This is a genomic window from Kitasatospora sp. NPDC005751 (genome assembly GCF_040630835.1).
GTDB lineage: Bacteria > Actinomycetota > Actinomycetes > Streptomycetales > Streptomycetaceae > Kitasatospora.
In genome coordinates this window covers 276,154-293,460 of the sequence record NZ_JBEXYC010000002.1, presented here as the reverse complement: position 1 = coordinate 293,460, position 17,307 = coordinate 276,154, and the positions used below count along the sequence as shown (strand labels likewise).

The window sequence follows — 17,307 nt, the reverse complement described above, 5'->3', positions numbered from 1 at the left end:
CCCGGTCCCGGCCCCCTTTTCCGACCTGTCGTGCGGCGGTCGCCGCGGCGCCCCGCCGCGGTCATCCCGGCGGCTGCGGTTGCCAGAGGCAGCCGCAGTCGGGGTGGCCCTTCAGCCGCAGCCGCCGGGGCATGCCGTCGACGGCCGAGAGTTCGCACCAGCCGTCGAGGCTCGGCGGCCGGCCGCCGTCCAGGTAGACCTGGGCGTGGAGGGCGGCGAGGCCCGCCACGGCCGTCGCCAGGCCGGTGTCGCAGGCGGGGGTGCGGGCCCGGCCGGGGCCCTCGTCGGCGAGCTGGGCCAGGATCCGGGGCCAGGCCGGATCCTCGTCCTCGCGGGCCAGTACCAGGCAGTGGCCGCAGGCCGAGACACCGGGCACGACGAGCGGGCCGACCACGCCGAACTCCTCCACCACCCCGACGTACAGGTGCGGCACCCCGGCCCGCAGCAGCTCCCTGGCCTCGGCCGCGCCGCCGGCGAAGGCACCGCTGCCGTCCCTCGGAGCCAGCACCACCAGGTCGAGGTCCCGCGCCGACGGGCGGCGGGTGCCCGGAGCCGTGCGGCGGGCCGAGGCCCGCCGGACGGCGTCGCGGGCCGCGGTGGACCGCAGCCGCCCGACCTCGCCGGGCGGCAGGCCGGCGGGGGAGCAGTCCGCGGGCCGCACCCGGCCGGTGTCGGTGACGGTGACCGCCCCCGTACCGGCGGCCGCCAGGACGGCGGCGATCGCGGCGCCGACCCGGCCGGCCCCGCGCACCTCGACCCGGTGGTCGGCCCGGCGGCCGAGGACGGCGGGGGCGGCGCCGGGGGCGGAGTGCACCAGGGAGAGCGAAGCGAGGTCCGGGCCGAGCAGCTCCCGGTGCGGCTGCGGGAAGCGGGCCAGCGCACGGCCCGCCGCCTCGGCGTCGTCGAGCAGCCCGGTCCGCTCCAGCTCGTCCAGCAGCGCGCCGGTCGGCTCGCGCCCGAGGCCGGCCCGCTCACCGGCGGCCAGCAGCGCGGGCCGGTCCCGCGTCCCGTCGAGCAGGCCGAGGAAGTCGCAGCGGGCCCGGTCCGCGCGTTCGACCACTCCGGCGTACCGGCGGACGGTGCCGAACTGCAGGGTCTCGGAGTCCCGCCAGCTGCGGGAGAGGGCGGGCTTCAGCAGGAGGCGCACGGTGGATTTCCTTCCGATCGTTTCCGGACGGCCGGGGCCAGCCTGCCCGATCGGCGCGGATCCGTGCCCGGCGTTGTCCACAGGCACGAGCACATGATCGAATGATCCGTTCGCATGCCCTGTGGATAACCTGCCGGCCGGTACGGGGTCGCATTCCGGACACCCGCCGTCGGCCTTTCGTTCCCGATCACTCCACGAAAGATTTCGGCCATGGCAGCGGACTTCTGTCAGTGGTACCGGGTAACGTCGTGTGCCATGGCAGCCGAACGGGACTCCCATCCCCCGGCGTCGCGTCGGCGTGCCCGTGCAGCCTCCGGGTCCCAGGTCGCGACGCCGAGCACGCGCGGGCGCCCGGACCAACAGCCCGGATCGGCGCCCGCGCAGCCCCCCGCGCCGTCGGACAAACACGTCGAGCTGCCCTTCGACCGCTCCCGGGTGGAGGTCCGCCGCAGTGCCCGGCGCAGCCGCACCGTCTCGGCCTACCGTGAGGGCGACCGCACGGTCGTGCTGATCCCGGCCCGGATGTCGCACGCCGAGGAACAGCGCTGGGTCGCGCAGATGCTGGAGAAGCTGGCCGCCCAGGAGAGCCGCCGGGTGCTCGGCGACGACGCGCTGGCGGTCCGGGCGCGCGAGCTGTCCGCCGCCTACCTGGGCAACCGCGCCCAGCCGGTCCAGGTCCGCTGGGTCACCAACCAGAACTCGCGCTGGGGTTCCTGCACCCCCAGCGAGCGGACCATCCGGCTCTCGCACCGGCTGCAGGGCATGCCGGAGTACGTCGTCGACTACGTGCTGCTGCACGAGCTCGCCCACCTGCTGGTGCCGGACCACGGCGCCTCGTTCTGGGCCCTGCTGGAGGCGTACCCGCGGACGGAGCGGGCCCGCGGCTATCTGGAGGGCGTCGCCTCGGCGGCCCGGCTGCCGCACATCCCGGGCGCCCGGCACGCGGGTCCGCCGGAGGCCGAGCCGGCCGGATCCTGCGGCTGACCGGAGCGCCGCACCCCCGTGGCGGGCGCGGGCGGCGGGCGACGCGGGGCGGACGGGCGCGGGTCAGCGGCGGACGGACGCACGACAGAGGGGCGCGGGCCCCTGTGGCCCGCGCCCCTCAGGTCTGTCGCGCCTCAGCCGGTGAGCTGCCGGGCGCGCGCCACCAGGTCGCGCACCGAGTGGTCGGTCAGCTCGGGCAGCTCGTCGAAGCCGAACCAGCGCAGGTCCAGCGACTCCTCGCTGATCAGCGCCTCGGCGCCGGGCGGGGCCACCGCGATGTACTGGACGTCCAGATGGGTGTTCTCCGGCCGGTCCTTGCCGGTGCAGCGGACCTGGTGCCGGTCGAGCTTGGCCGGTACCGGTACGCCGTCGGCGGCCAGCAGCACGAGGTCCGGGATGCCCGACTCCTCGGTGGCCTCGCGCAGCGCGGCGGAGGCCAGGTCGCGGTCGCCCGGCTCGCAGTGGCCGCCCATCTGCAGCCAGAGGCCGACCTTGGGGTGCAGGGTCAGCAGCACCCGCCCGGCGGCCGGGTCCACCACGGCCGCGCTGGCGGTGATGTGAGCGGGCAGGCAGGAGCGGAACAGGCCCTCGGGCTGCTCGGCCAGGTGGTCCAGGTAGTCGAGGCGCAGCCGCTCCTGGTCCGGGCCGGCCGGACGCCAGCTGCTCAGGGTGCGGACCGCGTCCGCGTGCAGGGCGGACGCGCCCGTCTCGGTGAGCGTCATGCGGTCGGCTCGCCCTTCCCGTCCTCGCCGTCGTCCTTCTTCTTCTCCAGGTCGGGCCTGGCGGACTCCGAAGGCTTCGAGGGCTCCGAGGGCTCCGAGGACTTCGACGGCCCGCCCGCGGCGGCCTCGCCGAGCAGCTTGTCGATCGCGTCGAAGTCCAGGCCGCCCTCGGTGTCGCCGGCGGTGTCCCGGTGCACGAAGGCGTCCGGGTCGTCCAGGTCGGCGGCGGTGGGGAGCATGTCGGGGTGCTGCCAGAGGTCGTCGCGGCCCTCGATGCCCCGGGCGTCGGCGAGCAGCGCCCAGAGCCGGGCGGCGTCGCGCAGCCGGCGCGGGCGCAGCTCCAGGCCGACCAGGGTGGCGAAGGTCTGCTCGGCGGGTCCGCCGGCCGCACGGCGGCGGCGGACGGTCTCGCGCAGCGCGCCGGCCTGCGGCAGGTGCGGTTCGGCGGCGGTGTGCACCACGGCGTCGACCCAGCCCTCGACCAGCGCGAGCGCCGTCTCCAGACGGGCGAGCGCGGCCTTCTGCTCGGGGGTGTCCTCGGGCTGGAGCAGTCCGCCGGCCAGGGCCTCCTGGAGCGCCTCGGGGTTGCTCGGGTCGAGCTGGCCGGCGAGCTCCTCCATCCGGGAGGTGTCGACCTTGATGCCGCGCGCATAGGCCTCGACGGCGCCGAACAGGTGGGCGCGCAGCCACGGCACGTGGGCGAAGAGGCGCTGGTGGGCGGCCTCGCGCAGGGCGAGGTAGAGCCGGACCTCGTCGGCGGGCACGTTCAGGCCCTCGCCGAACTCGGCGATGTTCTGCGGCAGCAGCGCGGCCTTCCCGGCGGGGGCCAGCGGCAGGCCGACGTCGGTCGAGCCGACCACCTCGGCGGCGAGCGCGCCGAGCGCCTGGCCGATCTGGCTGCCGAACATGGCGCCGCCCATCGAGCGCATCATGCCCATCAGCGGGCCCGCCATGGCCTGCATCTCCTCGGGCAGGACGCCGCCCATGGCCGTGCCCACCCGCTCGGCGACCGGGTCCACGAGGTCCTTCCAGACCGGCAGGGTGGCTTCGATCCACTCGGCCCGGCTCCAGGCGACGGCGGTGCCGGCCCCGGAGGGGAACTCGGTGGCGCCGTCCAGCCAGAGGTCGGCGAGCCGGACGGCCTCGGCGACGGCGGAGCGCTCGGAGGCGCCGACCGACCGGTCCTTGGACTTGCCCTCGACGGGCTCGGCGACGACGGTCTGGCGGGCGATGTCCTTGGCGAGGTCCCAGTTCACCGGGCCGCCCTCGAACGAGAGCATCTGGCCGAGCTGCTGGAAGGCGGCGCCGAGGTCGTTGGGGTTGAGGCCGCCGAACATCGCGGCGAAGGGGTTGTCGCCCCCGCCGGGCCCGCTCGGGGTGCCGGGAGCGCCGGGAGCGCCGGGCATCCCCATGCCGAAGAGCGCGCCGAAGGGGTTCCCGCCGAAGCCGAACGGCTGGGGGCCGCCCTGCTCGCCGCCCTGGTCCTTCTTCTTCTGCTCGTCGCCGGGCTTGCCCTTGCCGTTCTCGGGCTTGCCGTCCTCGGGCTCCTCTGGCGGAACGCCGAATCCGAAGGGAAGGTCGCTCACGGGGTCCTCGATCCGGTCGGCCGTCATGCGGGGTGGTGGCGGAATTTCGGCCCGCCCGGGACGGTCCGCGGAGTGGGGGACTCGCGTTCGGTGGGCGGCTCCCGCACGGCTGGTCCGCGCCGGGTGCACCGCCGGGCCTTCGCCTCGGGCAGGATGGACGTACGTGACACACGCACGTACGCACATAAGCTAACCGTGGAGGATGGCCGGTGAGTTCCCCGCCTTCGGACGTTCGCTCTGGGCTGACCGGAGGAGAGGACGCCCCGGACATCACGGCGTCGCCGCCTCCAGCCTACGGCGGAAGGCCACTGACCGTGGCCGTCACCGGCGCCGCCGGTGTGCTCGGCGAACGCGTCGCCGCCCGCCTGGTCGCCTCGCCGGGGGTGAGGAAGGTGCTCGCCGTCGACGACCGGCGGGGCGAGGTGCCGGGCGTGCAGTGGCGCGTCCTGGACGTCCGCGACCCGGCGGTGGCCGAGCGGCTGGCCGGTGTGGACGTGGTCGTCCACCTGGCGATGGACCTCGGGATGGAGTCCGATCCGCGCGCCCGCAGCGCCTACAACGTGCGCGGCGCGCAGACCGTGCTGACCGCCGCCGCGGCGGCCGGGGTGCACCGGGTGGTGCTGTGCACCTCCGCGATGGTCTACGGCGCGCTCGCCGACAACGAGGTGCCGCTGGCCGAGGACTCCGAGCTGCGGGCCACCGAGGAGGCCTCGCTGGTCGGCGACCTGCTGGAGATCGAGCGGCTGGCCCGGCGGGCCCCGCGGGCCCACCCGGGGCTGCAGGTGACCGTGCTGCGTCCGGCCGTGGTGGTCGGGCCCGGCGTCGACACCGTGCTGACCCGGCACTTCGAGGCGCCCCGGCTGCTGGTGGTGGCGGGCTCCCGGCCGTGCTGGCAGTTCTGCCACGTGGACGACCTGGCGGCGGCGCTGGAGTACGCGGCGCTCGGGCTGGTCGAGGGCGAGGTCACGGTCGGCTGCGACGGCTGGCTGGAGCAGGAGGACGTGGAGCGGCTGTCGGGCATCCGGCGGATGGAGCTGCCGGCCTCGCTCGCGCTGGGCACCGCGGCCCGGTTGCACCGGCTCGGGCTGACCCCGGCCCCGGCCGGGGACCTCGCGTACACGATGTACCCCTGGGTGGTGTCCGGCAGCCGGCTGCACGAGGCGGGCTGGCGTCCGACCTACACCAACGAGCAGGTGCTGGCGGAGCTGCTGGCGCAGGTCTCCGGGAAGCACGCGGTGGCCGGGCGGCGGCTCGGCGGCAAGGAGGCCGCCACCAGCCTGGGCGCGGCCGGGGCGACGGTTGCGCTGGTCGGTACGGCCGCGCTGGTCCGGCGGGCGCGCAAGCGGCGCCGCTTCTGACCCTTCGACGGCCGCGGCGGGCGGGGCCCGCCGCACCGGTGCCCACCGCGGTCGGCGTGCCTCGATTCTCACGATGCGAAATTTCCCAATCGTGATACGGAACCCCCTTGCCCGAAGTCGCCCGCGATGGGGAATCATGGGGGTATGGCCGACAACCACGACCCCATCCGCCTGCTCGCCGTCCGCGACACCCCCCTCTCGCTCGACGAGGTCTACGAGGCGGTCGGCGACGACGCCGCCGGCGGTACGACCGTCTTCGTCGGGACGGTCCGGGACCACGACGGCGGGAAGTCGGTCGCCGCGCTGGAGTACAGCTGCCACCCCTCGGCCGAGCAGGAGATGCGCCGGATCGCCGAGAAGGTCGTCGCGGAGTTCCCGGTCCGGGCGCTCGCCGCGGTGCACCGGATCGGCCGGCTGGAGATCACCGACAAGGCCGTGATCGTCGCCGTCTCCTGCGCCCACCGGGGCGAGGCGTTCGCCGCCGCCCGCCGGCTGATCGACGACCTCAAACACGAGGTGCCGATCTGGAAGCACCAGGTGTTCTCCGACGGCGAGGAGGAGTGGGTCGGCGCCGGCGGCTGCTGACCCACCCGGACACCGCCGACGCGCAGGCGCGCCGGGCCTTCACCCGAACGGGTCCGGGCCGGCGCCCCGGATACTCCCTGGCAGTGAGCCGATCGGCCGTGCCGTAACCCGGACGGCGCCACCCGCGTTCTCCGGCGGGGTGGTTAGTCTGCTCATAGACACGACGAGCTGGGAGTACTGATATGGCTGCGCTCGCCTGGTTGATCATTCCTGTCATCGCCGCACTGTTCGCCGCCGTGTGGGCGGGCTGGGCCCAGCGGTCCCCCAGAGCCACCGGTGACCCCGCCTCCCTCGCCGAGCACCGGCGCTTCATGGCCGCCATGGAACGCACCACCGCCGCCCCCGGCCCGGGCGAGGACCCCGGCCGGTAGCCCGGCGGGCGTGGCGTCGGGCGCGTCCCGTACTGTCGAGGCATGCCACGCCGCTCTGCGACGATGCTCGCCGCCACCCTGCTGCTCATAGCGCTGCTCTGCGCGTCGGTGATGATGAAGGTGCCGTACACGGAGATGAGCCCGGGGCCGACGTACAACACGCTCGGGGTGCAGGAGAAGACGGGCACGCCGGTGATCACCGTCACCGGCCACGAGTCCTACCCGGTGAGCGGCCACCTCAACATGACCACCGTCCAGGTCACCGGTGCCAAGTACGAGCCCAGCCTGGTCAACGCGGTGGTCGGGTGGCTCCGGGACGACGTGCTGGTGGTACCGCACGACAACGTCTACCCGAAGGGCCAGACGGACGCCGACGCCAAGCGGCAGAACGCCGAGGAGTTCGCGCTCTCCGAGGACCACGCGCGGACGGCGGCGCTGACCCAGCTCGGCATCCCGGTCGGTAACGAGCTGATCGTCCAGTCGGTCACGGCCGGGGCCCCGGCCGAGGGCAAGCTGCACGCCGGGGACCGGATCATCGCGGTCGACGGCGCCCCGGTCACCGACGCGGACAGCGTGGCGAAGGCCGTCACCAAGCACCAGCCCGGCGAGACGGCCGTCTTCACCGTGGTGCCGATGGTCAAGGACGCGAGCAAGGCGGACCCGGCGGCGGCCCGGACCGACATCGCCGTCCCGACCGTGAAGTCCCCCGACACCGGCGCCGCCATGGTCGGCATCCGGCCCGGCGTGCGGCACACCTACCCGTTCCAGATCGACATCGGCCTCCAGGACGTCGGCGGGCCGAGCGCGGGCCTGATGTTCTCGCTGGGCATCATCGACAAGCTGACGCCGGAGGACCTCACCGGCGGCAAGTTCGTCGCGGGGACGGGCACCATCGACGACGCCGGCGGCGTCGGGCCGATCGGCGGGATATCGATGAAGCTGATCGCGGCCCGGGACGCCGGCGCCCAGTACTTCTTCACCCCGGCCGCCAACTGCGCCGAGGCCGGCAAGAACACCCCGTCCGGACTGACCCTGATCAGGACCGAGACGCTGGACGGCGCGCTGAAGTCGCTGGAGCAGGTGCGCAGCGGGCAGACCGCCGCGCTGCCCTCCTGCGCCACCGGCTGACCGGCCGGACGCCGCGGGCCCCGGACGATCCCGTCCGGGGCCCGCGGCGTACCGGTCGTGGCCTAGGAGAAGGTGGCGAGCAGCGCCGCGGTCAGGCCGGGGACGAGGTCGGGGCCGGTCAGCACCTCGCGGGCGACGTCCTTGGAGCGCAGCCGCAGGGCGATCTCCCGCTTGCCGTCGCGCAGCACGGCGGCGGTGATCCGCACTTCCTCGCGGTTGGGGTGGTTGGCCACCCAGTCGGCGAGCTGGGCGTCGCTGGCGTTGCGCGGGCGGGACTGCTCGGCGCCCGGCGGCAGCATCAGCCGCTCGACCACCAGGGCGCAGCCGACCACCGCGTCGGGCCAGGCGATGGTGCCCAGGAACTTGTCCAGCTCCATGCCTTCGGGCAGTTCGTCCTGCTCGATCGGGGTGAGGCCGGCCTCCGGGCTGTCGGAGAGGCCGAGCTTCTTGGCGATCCCGGGATCGGCCTTGAGCAGGGCCGCGCTGTCCACCAGGGCGAACAGCCGGGCCGGGAGGTCCCAGCCGAGGGTGGCGGCGTACTCGTCGATCTCCAGCGCGGCCCGGGTCAGCGGGGTCGCGGCCGGGAGCTTGGAGACGTCGTCGGGGGAATTGGAGACATCGGACATGCCTCAATCCTCACACGCCGGGCGGTCCGGGCGGTGCCACAGGTCCGGCGGGGCGGGCGCGGCGCCTACGGGGCGCAGCCGCGGGGCCGCCCGGGGGTGGCCCGGACCGCGGCGGAGCCCGGTGGCGCGTCCGGTGGCCGGACGGCCGGACGGCTGCGGCCGGGGAACGCCGGAGTAACCGTCTGCTAACGGTGGGAACTCGGCTAAAGCCTGGTTAAGTTGCACTGACGACCGCTCGATTCCAGACGACACAGCTGAGGTGCCCCGTGGTATTCCAGATGCCGGAACGCTCAGGGCCGGGATTCCGGCGCAGGGTAGGCCCGCCCTCCCGGCGGGCGCGGGTACTCCTGCTGACCCTGGGCGTACTCGCGGTGCTCTTCCTGCTGTTCGTCATGTTCGCCGGGTTCTGGACGGACTGGCTCTGGTTCAAGTCGGTCCACTACTCCTCGGTGTTCACCACCCAGCTCTGGACGAAGGTCGGCCTGTTCGCCGTCTTCGGCCTGTTGATGGCGCTGGTCGTGGGCGCCAACATCTGGCTGGCGCACCGGCTCCGGCCGCCGCTGTCGGCGATGTCGGTGGAGCAGCAGAGCCTGGACCGCTACCGGGCCGGCCTGGCGCCGTTCAAGCGCTGGGCGCTGATCGGGATCTCGCTGGTGATCGGCCTGGTGGCCGGCGCCGCCGCCTCGGGCCAGTGGCGGACCTGGCTGCTGTGGACCAACGGGACGTCCTTCGGCGTCAAGGACCAGCAGTTCGGCATGGACGTCTCGTTCTACGCCTTCGAGCTGCCGTTCTACGAGTTCCTGCTCGGCTTCGCGTTCAGCGCGGTGATCGTCTCGCTGCTGACCTCGGCGCTGGTGCACTACCTGTACGGGGGCCTGCGGCTGCAGGGCCCGGGCCGCCGGGCCAGTGCCGGCGCGCAGGGCCACCTCGCGGTGCTGCTCGGCGTGTTCGTGCTGCTGAAGGCGGTGGCGTACTGGCTGGACCGGTACGCGCTGGCGGTGAAGACCGGCTCGTACAAGAGCGTCACCGGCTGGACCGGCCTGCGCTACGTGGACGCCAACGCGTTCCTGCCGGCCAAGACCATCCTGTTCTTCGTCGCGATCATCTGCGCGGTGCTGTTCTTCCTGACCCCGATCCGCCGCACCTGGGCACCGGCCCTGATCGGCCTCGGGCTGATGGTGCTCTCGGCGGTGCTGATCGGCGGGGTGTACCCGGCGATCGTGCAGCAGTTCCAGGTCAAGCCGAACGAGCAGGCCAAGGAGACGCCGTACATCCAGAAGAACATCGACGCGACGCGGCAGGCGTACGGGATCGCGGACAGCCAGACCACCCAGTACACCCCGCAGGGTTCGACCACGGCCGAGGCGCTCAAGCCCGACGCGCAGACCATCGCGGACATCCGGCTGCTGGACCCGAACGTGGTCTCGCCGACCTTCCAGTCGATCGAGCAGCAGCGCTCGTACTACGCCTTCCCGTCCACGCTGGACGTGGACCGCTACGGCAAGGGCGAGACCGCCCAGGACACCGTGATCGGCCTGCGTGAGCTGGACCTCAACGGCGTGCAGCGCAACTGGATCAACGACCACTTCAAGTACACCCACGGCTACGGCGCGGTGGTGGCCAAGGGCAACCAGGTCAACGACAAGGGCCAGCCGGTCTTCACCGAGTCGGGCCTGCCGGCCACCGGTTCGCTGGGCGACTACCAGCAGCGGGTCTACTACGGCGAGAAGACCGGCACGTACTCGATCGTCGGCGGTGCCAACCAGGAGATCGACTACACCACCGACTCCGGTGAGAACAAGCAGTACCAGTACACCGGCGGCAGCGGTGTCTCGCTGGACAACCCGATCACCCGGGCCGCGTACGCGGTGAAGTTCGCCGAGCCGCAGATCCTCTACGCGGGGGCGATCACCGACGGCGCGAAGGTCATCTACGACCGGACGCCCAAGGAGCGGGTGGAGAAGGTCGCGCCGTGGCTGTCGATCGACGCCGACCCGTACCCGGTCGTGCAGCCCGGCCCGGACGGCCGGCCCGGGCGGGTGGTCTGGGTGCTGGACGGCTACACCACCTCCGACGGCTACCCGTTCTCCTCCAAGACGACGCTGGGCACGGCCACCAAGGACTCGCTGACCAACCAGCGCGGCGAGCTGCTGACCGCCGCCAACCAGGTCAACTACATCCGCAACTCGGTCAAGGCCACCGTGGACGCGTACACCGGTGAGGTGACGCTCTACCAGTGGGACGAGAACGACCCGGTGCTCAAGACCTGGATGAAGGCGTTCCCGGACACCGTCAAGGCCAAGGCCGACATCCCGGGCACGCTGATGCCGCACCTGCGCTACCCGCAGGACATGTTCAAGGTGCAGCGCGACCTGCTCGGCCAGTACCACGTGACGGACGCCAACTCGTTCTTCAACGGCAGCGACATCTGGCAGATCCCAGTCGACCCGACCAGCGACACCAAGCAGCCGCAGCCGCCGTACTACCTGACGGTGCGGATGCCGGACCCGGCGGTCACCTCCGCCAGCTTCTCGCTGACCAGCACCTTCGTGCCGAGCGGCCGGGAGAACCTGGCGGCCTTCATGGCGGTCAGTGCCGACCCGGGGCCGGACTACGGGAAGATCAGGCTGCTCAAGGTGCCGGGGGACAGCAAGACCCTCGGGCCCAACCTGGTGCAGTCGCAGTTCAACTCCCGCCAGGAAGTGGCCCAGCAGATCACCCTGCTGAAGAGCGGCGGTGACTCCGAGCTGGAGTACGGCAACCTGCTGACCCTGCCGGTCGGCGGGGGCCTGCTCAACGTCGAGCCGGTGTACGTGCGCGGGCGCGGTGCCAAGTACCCGACGCTGCAGAAGGTGCTCGCGGTGTACGGCAACGACAACGTGGCGTTCGAGAACACCCTGGAGGAGGCGCTGAAGAAGGTCTTCGCGGGTGCCGCCCCGGCGACCACGCCGACCGCGCCGACCACCCCGGGGACCCCGAGCACCCCGACGCCCACCCCGACGGCGCCGGCCACCCCGGGCACCGGCGGGGCCACCACCCCGGAGCTGCAGAAGGCCTGGGCGGACGTCGAGAAGGCGTACAACGACAGCCAGAACGCGTTCAAGAGCGGTGACTGGGCGGCCTACGGCCAGGCCCAGAAGGCGCTCGGCGACGCGATCAAGGCGGCCCAGGCGGCGCAGCAGAAGGCCGGCGGCACCCCCGCCGCCACGCCTTCGGCCACCGCGCCGGCCGGGGCCTCGCCGAGCCCCTCGGCGGGCGCGAGCCCCTGAGCTGGGAGAACCGATTCCTGTTCCACCCCGCGACCGTGCTATGGTTTCACTACCGACGCGGGGTGGAGCAGCTCGGTAGCTCGCTGGGCTCATAACCCAGAGGTCGCAGGTTCAAATCCTGTCCCCGCTACTCAGTAGCCGAGAGGCCCGGAGGATCATCCTCCGGGCCTCTCGCGTTTCCCGCCGAGGGTGGTGTGGGCCCCTCCGGTAGGATCGATCGTCGCCAACGACGCCGGCATCGGGGTTTGTGGGACCCGAGTGTCGGGAAATCGACAAAGCGCCGAAGCAATTTCGTCGGCTTCGGTTCCGCGCCGCCGAATTCGGCCGGGGCAGGTGTACGCGGGTTGCGGGTGATGCGACGATGGGACACATGGGGGACGTTGCGCGGCTGTTGACCGGCCGTCGGCTCCAGCGCGCCCCATGGGGACCCCTTCGGCCGGAGGCCGGCAGCGGGTCCGTCCGGCCGCGGGCCGGGGGAGGATGCCGCGACACTCTGGGGGAGCGGGAGTCGGCATGAGGCTGATCGGCAAGAACGGGCCAGGAGCCAAGTCCGCGGCGACCACCGAGGCGGACACCGAGGGCTGGGCCGATAGCTCCGAGAACTCCGAGGACCGGCCCGGCGCCCTGCCCGCCCAGCGCACCGGCGGACTGACGGACCGCCGGCCGGTCGACGGCTACGGCCCCGACAGCCTGGTGCACGTCTCCGCCAGCCAGTTCACCGCCGCCATCGGCCCCTACGGCGCCGCCACCGAGGACGAGGAGGTCGGCGAGGAGGGGCGCGAGCGGGCCGGATTCGACTCCGCCAGCTTCGAGACCGCACTGGCCGCCCGGGAGCAGGCCGCCCTGGAGGCCCGGCACCGCCAGGCCGCCGACGACGGGGACGCGGACGCCGCCGGCCGGCTCGGCACCCTGCTGCTGCGCCGCGGGGACCTGGAGGACGCCGAGCCGTACCTGCGCGGCGCCGCCGCGGCCGGGCTGCGCTCGGCCGCCAACAACCTCGGCGTGCTGCTGCACCAGCAGGGGCACCGCTCGGAGGCGGCCCAGTGGTGGCGTCAGGCCGCGGTGGCCGGCAGCGCGCCCGCCGCGCACGCGCTCGGGCTCCAACTGCGGGACCAGGGCGAGGAGGAGGCCGCCGAGTACTGGCTGCACTTCGCCGCCGACCACGGGCACCCGCTCGGCGCCTACGCGTTGGGCGACCTGATGGAGCACCGGCGCGACGTGCGCGCCGAGCGCTGGTTCAAGGTCTCCGCCGACGCCGGGCACCGCGAGGCCGCCTACCGGCTGGCCCGGATGCGCGAGGCCGCGGGGGACAAGGAGACCGCCGAGACCTGGTACCGCACCGCCGCCGCCCGCGGTCACGCCCGCGCCGCGCTGCGGCTCGGGGTGCTGCTGGAGGAGCGCTCCCGGGTCGACCACGGCCTGCTGGACGAGGCGGCCCGCTGGTACCGGCAGTCGGCGCAGAACGGCGAGCCGCGGGCGGCCTGCGCGCTGGGCTTCCTGCTGCGCGACTCCGGGGACCTCACCGCCGCCGCCGAGTGGTGGCAGGAGGCGGCCGAGGCGGGCGACGGCAACGCCGCCAACGCCCTGGGCGCGCTGCACGCCTCGCGCGGCGAGGCGGCCGAGGCCGAGCGCTGGTACCGCAGCGCGCTGGACGCCGGCGACCAGAACGGCGCCTTCAACCTCGGACTGCTCTGCGCCGGGGCCGGCCGCGACCAGCAGGCCGAGCAGTGGTACCGCCGCGCCGCGTACGCCGGGCACCGCGAGGCGTGCAACGCGCTGGCCGTGGTGCTGCTCCAGCGCGGCGACGTGTCGGGCGCCGAGCCCTGGTTCTCCAAGGCCGCCGAGGCCGGCAGCGTGGACGGCGCCTTCAACCTGGGCGTGCTGCACGCCGGGCGCGGGGACCACCGGCAGGCGCAGGAGTGGTACGCGCGCGCCGCCGCCGAGGGCCACGGCGAGGCGGCCCTCCAGCTGGCGGTGGCCCAGGAGCAGCGCGGCAACCTGGCGGGGGCGCTGGAGCGCTACCGGCAGGCGGCGGCCGGCGGGTCGGCAGAGGGCGCGTTCCGGCTGGCCTCGGTGCTGGACCGGCGCGGCGACGCGGACGACGAGGCCGAGCACTGGTACGCGGTAGCGGCCGACGCCGGCCACCGCCGGGCGCAGGTCCGGATGGGCGTGCGGGCCGCCGAGCGCGGGGCGCTGGAGATCGCCGAGAGCTGGTACCGGCGGGCGGCCGGGGCGGGCAGCCGCAGCGCGGCCTTCAACCTGGGACTGCTGCTGGCCCGGCAGGACTGCGAGGCCGAGGCGATGCTCTGGTACACCCGGGCCGCCGACGCCGGGCACGGCCGGGCGGCGCTGCGGCTGGCCCTGCTGGCGCTGCGCCGCGGCGAGCCGGTGCAGGCGGAGAACTGGTGCCGGCGGGCGGCCGACTACGGCCCCGCCGAGGTCGCCGAGCGGGCCGGCCGGCTGCTCGGCGCGCTGCACGCGGAGTTGAGCGCGTAGCGCTCGCTCAGCCGCGGTCCGCGCAGTCCGGACAGAGGCCCCGGTAGGTGATCTCGGCCCCGGCGAGGACGAAGCCGAACCGCTCGCCCTGCGGGAGGCCGGCCAGCGGGTCGCCCTGCGGGTGGACGTCGCGGATGGCGCCGCAGCCCGAGCAGACCAGGTGCTGGTGCGGCCGGTGCGCGTTGGGGTCGTACCGCTTGGCCCGGCCGTCGGTGGCGACCTCCAGTACCTCGCCGAGGCAGACCAGCTCGCCGAGCGTGTTGTAGACCGTCGCGCGGCTGATCTCGGGCAGGCGCTCCACGGCGCGCGAGTGCACCTCGTCGGCCGTGAGGTGGACGTGGTCCCCGTCGAGGACCTCGGCCACGACCCGGCGCTGCGAGGTCAGTCGCCACCCACGTCCGCGAAGTCGTTCCAGCAGGTCGCTCATGCGTACAGGATAGGTGAGCTCTCACTTTGGTTCCAGTATTGACTTGGACAAAGTCCAAGTTAGGATCGAGTTGTTGTCACGACCGGACCACGCGGAGGCACCCCCTTATGAGCACCCAGGACGAGCTGCGCCCCACCCTCACCACGGAGGCGGGTGCCCCCGTCGCCGACAACCAGAACACCGAGACCGCCGGCGTCGGCGGCCCGGCGCTCATCCAGGACCAGCAACTCTTCGAGAAGCTGGCGCACTTCAACCGGGAGCGGATCCCGGAGCGGGTGGTGCACGCCCGCGGCGCGGCGGCCTACGGCACCTTCACGGTGACCGCCGACGTCACCGCGTACACCCGGGCCCGCTTCCTCTCCGAGGTGGGCAAGGAGACCGAGACCTTCCTGCGGTTCTCCACCGTGGCCGGCAACCTCGGCTCCGCCGACGCCGTCCGCGACCCGCGCGGCTTCGCGCTGAAGTTCTACACCGAGGACGGCAACTACGACCTCGTCGGCAACAACACCCCGGTGTTCTTCATCAAGGACGCCACCAAGTTCCCGGACTTCATCCACACCCAGAAGCGGGACCCGTACACCGGCTCGCAGGAGGCGGACAACGTCTGGGACTTCTGGGGGCTGTCGCCCGAGGCGACCCACCAGGTGACCTGGCTCTTCGGCGACCGCGGCATCCCGGCCAGCTACCGCCACCTCGACGGCTTCGGCTCGCACACCTACCAGTGGCAGAACGAGGCCGGCGAGTACTTCTGGGTCAAGTACCACTTCAAGACCGACCAGGGCATCAAGAACCTGACGGCGCAGGAGGCGGCCAGGCTCGCGGGCGAGGACCCGGACAGCCACCAGCGCGACCTGCGCGAGTCCATCGAGCGCGGCGAGTACCCGAGCTGGACGGTCAGCGTCCAGATCATGCCGGCGGCGGACGCGGCCCACTACCGCTTCAACCCCTTCGACCTGACCAAGGTGTGGCCGCACGCCGACTACCCGCTGGTCGAGTTCGGCAAGCTGGAGCTCAACCGCAACCCCGACAACGTCTTCGCCGAGGTCGAGCAGTCGATCTTCTCGCCGTCGCACTTCGTACCCGGCATCGGCCCGTCCCCGGACAAGATGCTCCAGGGCCGGCTCTTCGCCTACGCGGACGCCCACCGCTACCGCGTCGGCATCAACGCCGACCACCTGCCGGTGAACCGCCCGCACGCCACCGAGGCGCGCACCAACAGCCGGGACGGCTACCTCTACGACGGCCGCCACGGCCGCCGCAAGAACTACGAGCCCAACAGCTTCGGAGGCCCCGTGCAGACCGGCCGCCCGCTCTGGGCCGCGACGGCGGTCACCGGCGCGACCGGCACCCACGAGGCGCCCTCGCACGCCGAGGACGACGACTTCGTGCAGGCGGGGAACCTGTACCGGCTGATGGGCGAGGAGGAGAAGCAGCGGCTGATCGCCAACCTGGCCGGCTTCATCGCCAAGGTCTCGGCCGACCGCGAGGACATCGTCGAGCGGGCGGTCGAGAACTTCCGCCAGGCCGACGCCGACTACGGCCGCCGGCTGGAGACGGCGGTCCGGGAGCTGCGCAAGCAGCGGTAGCGGTACCCCGATGAGCCGCGGGCCCGGCGACCGGATGACCGGTCGCCGGGCCCGCACCCATGCGCGTTCCGGGTCAGACGCTCAGGCGACGCAGGGCCTCCGCGTGCAGCAGGCCGTTGCTGGCCACGGCGTCGGCACCGCCCGGGCCGGGCACGCCGTCCAGACCGGTGAACCGGCCGCCGGCCTCCTCGACGATGACGGCGTTCGCGGCCATGTCCCACAGCGACAGCTCGGGTTCGGCGGCGATGTCGACCGCGCCCTCGGCGACCATCATGTAGGACCAGAAGTCCCCGTAGGCGCGGGTGCGCCAGCAGGCCCGGGTGAGGTCCAGGAAGGGGTCGAGCCGGCCGCGCTCCTCCCAGCCGGAGAGCGAGGAGTAGGAGAACGAGGCGTCCTCCAGACGGGAGACGCCGGAGACGTGGATCCGGGCGGCCTTGGTCAGGCTGCGGCCGGCGAAGGCACCGAGGTCCTTGGCCGCCCACCAGCGGCGGTTCAGCGCGGGGGCGGAGACGATGCCGACCACCGGGCGCTCCACGCCGTCCGGGCCGTCCTCCAGCAGCGCGATCAGGGTGGCCCAGACCGGCACGCCGCGGATGTAGTTCTTGGTGCCGTCGATCGGGTCGATCACCCAGCGGCGGGGACCGGTGCCCTGCAGGCCGAACTCCTCGCCGAGCACCGCGTCGCGCGGGCGGGCGCGCTGGAGCACGCTACGCACCAGCTCCTCGGCGGCCTTGTCGGCGTCGCTGACCGGGGTGAGGTCGGGCTTGGTCTCGACCTTCAGGTCGAGGGCGCGGAAGCGCTCCAGGGTGACCGAGTCGGCCGAGTCGGCGAGGACGTGGGCGAGTCGGAGATCGTCGTGGTAATCGGCCATGGTCGAAACCCTAGCGAGCCCACCCGGATCGGCCCAGTCGGGCTCGCGGAGCGGACGGCAGCAGCCACCGGTCCCGCCCCGAGCCGAGTGGCCCACCGGTGCCGCCCTCCCGTAGCCCCCGCTACCACCGGTCCCGCCCCGGAGCCGAGTG

General features: G+C 73.5%; 14 protein-coding genes and 1 tRNA gene. 9 read left to right on the top strand and 6 right to left on the bottom strand.

Features of this window, described 5'->3' with window-relative positions; all coding sequences use genetic code 11:
• Nucleotides 1–61: 61 nt before the first annotated feature.
• On the bottom strand, nt 62–1,147 hold the full coding sequence (locus ABZ497_RS03970; RefSeq protein WP_359803248.1) for a ThiF family adenylyltransferase: 1,086 nt from the start codon (nt 1,145–1,147) through the stop codon (nt 62–64).
• 414 nt (nt 1,148–1,561) lie between these two features.
• On the opposite strand from ABZ497_RS03970, the gene ABZ497_RS03965 reads away from it, so the two are divergent.
• On the top strand, nt 1,562–2,131 hold the full coding sequence (locus ABZ497_RS03965) for a M48 family metallopeptidase (protein ID WP_329492238.1): 570 nt from the start codon (nt 1,562–1,564) through the stop codon (nt 2,129–2,131).
• 134 nt (nt 2,132–2,265) lie between these two features.
• On the opposite strand, the gene ABZ497_RS03960 is transcribed toward ABZ497_RS03965, so the two are convergent.
• On the bottom strand, nt 2,266–2,853 hold the full coding sequence (locus ABZ497_RS03960; RefSeq protein ID WP_359803246.1) for an NUDIX hydrolase: 588 nt from the start codon (nt 2,851–2,853) through the stop codon (nt 2,266–2,268).
• Entirely contained in the window at nt 2,850–4,439 is a 1,590-nt protein-coding gene (locus tag ABZ497_RS03955; RefSeq protein ID WP_359803245.1) for a zinc-dependent metalloprotease, read from the bottom strand. The genes ABZ497_RS03960 and ABZ497_RS03955 overlap by 4 nt, the downstream gene beginning before the upstream one ends.
• A 269-nt stretch (nt 4,440–4,708) precedes the next feature.
• Here ABZ497_RS03955 and ABZ497_RS03950 point away from each other — a divergent pair, with 269 nt between their 5' ends.
• The 4 genes from ABZ497_RS03950 to ABZ497_RS03935 all read left to right on the top strand — a co-directional run bounded on the left by ABZ497_RS03950 (nt 4,709) and on the right by ABZ497_RS03935 (nt 7,881).
• Entirely contained in the window at nt 4,709–5,797 is a 1,089-nt protein-coding gene (locus ABZ497_RS03950) for an NAD-dependent epimerase/dehydratase family protein (RefSeq protein WP_329492240.1), read from the top strand.
• 144 nt (nt 5,798–5,941) lie between these two features.
• Nucleotides 5,942–6,382, top strand: a complete 441-nt coding sequence (locus tag ABZ497_RS03945) for a molybdenum cofactor biosynthesis protein MoaE (RefSeq protein WP_329489513.1) — start codon at nt 5,942–5,944, stop codon at nt 6,380–6,382.
• 182 nt (nt 6,383–6,564) lie between these two features.
• A complete protein-coding gene (locus ABZ497_RS03940) occupies nt 6,565–6,753 on the top strand; it encodes a hypothetical protein (RefSeq protein ID WP_329489514.1) in 189 nt (62 codons plus the stop codon).
• A gap of 42 nt (nt 6,754–6,795) precedes the next feature.
• Nucleotides 6,796–7,881 (top strand): PDZ domain-containing protein, encoded by a 1,086-nt coding sequence (locus ABZ497_RS03935; protein ID WP_329489515.1) that lies wholly within the window; start codon nt 6,796–6,798, stop codon nt 7,879–7,881.
• Between the two features lie 62 nt (nt 7,882–7,943).
• Here ABZ497_RS03935 and ABZ497_RS03930 read toward each other — a convergent pair whose 3' ends face one another.
• A complete protein-coding gene (locus ABZ497_RS03930) occupies nt 7,944–8,507 on the bottom strand; it encodes a PPA1309 family protein (protein ID WP_329489516.1) in 564 nt (187 codons plus the stop codon).
• Between the two features lie 278 nt (nt 8,508–8,785).
• Between ABZ497_RS03930 and ABZ497_RS03925 the strand changes: the two genes are divergently transcribed.
• From ABZ497_RS03925 to ABZ497_RS03915, 3 genes are all read left to right on the top strand, one after another.
• A complete protein-coding gene (locus ABZ497_RS03925; protein WP_359803242.1) occupies nt 8,786–11,776 on the top strand; it encodes a UPF0182 family protein in 2,991 nt (996 codons plus the stop codon).
• A 56-nt stretch (nt 11,777–11,832) separates the two neighbouring features.
• Nucleotides 11,833–11,906, top strand: a tRNA-Met gene (locus ABZ497_RS03920).
• A gap of 383 nt (nt 11,907–12,289) precedes the next feature.
• Nucleotides 12,290–14,272, top strand: a complete 1,983-nt coding sequence (locus ABZ497_RS03915; protein WP_359803241.1) for a tetratricopeptide repeat protein — start codon at nt 12,290–12,292, stop codon at nt 14,270–14,272.
• Nucleotides 14,273–14,279: 7 nt separating this feature from the next.
• Here ABZ497_RS03915 and ABZ497_RS03910 read toward each other — a convergent pair whose 3' ends face one another.
• Nucleotides 14,280–14,699, bottom strand: a complete 420-nt coding sequence (locus tag ABZ497_RS03910) for a Fur family transcriptional regulator (RefSeq protein ID WP_359803239.1) — start codon at nt 14,697–14,699, stop codon at nt 14,280–14,282.
• A gap of 107 nt (nt 14,700–14,806) precedes the next feature.
• On the opposite strand from ABZ497_RS03910, the gene ABZ497_RS03905 reads away from it, so the two are divergent.
• A complete protein-coding gene (locus ABZ497_RS03905; protein WP_352293074.1) occupies nt 14,807–16,285 on the top strand; it encodes a catalase in 1,479 nt (492 codons plus the stop codon).
• Between the two features lie 73 nt (nt 16,286–16,358).
• On the opposite strand, the gene hisN is transcribed toward ABZ497_RS03905, so the two are convergent.
• Nucleotides 16,359–17,156, bottom strand: a complete 798-nt coding sequence (gene hisN, locus ABZ497_RS03900) for a histidinol-phosphatase (RefSeq protein ID WP_329489521.1) — start codon at nt 17,154–17,156, stop codon at nt 16,359–16,361.
• Between the last annotated feature and the right edge of the window lie 151 nt (nt 17,157–17,307).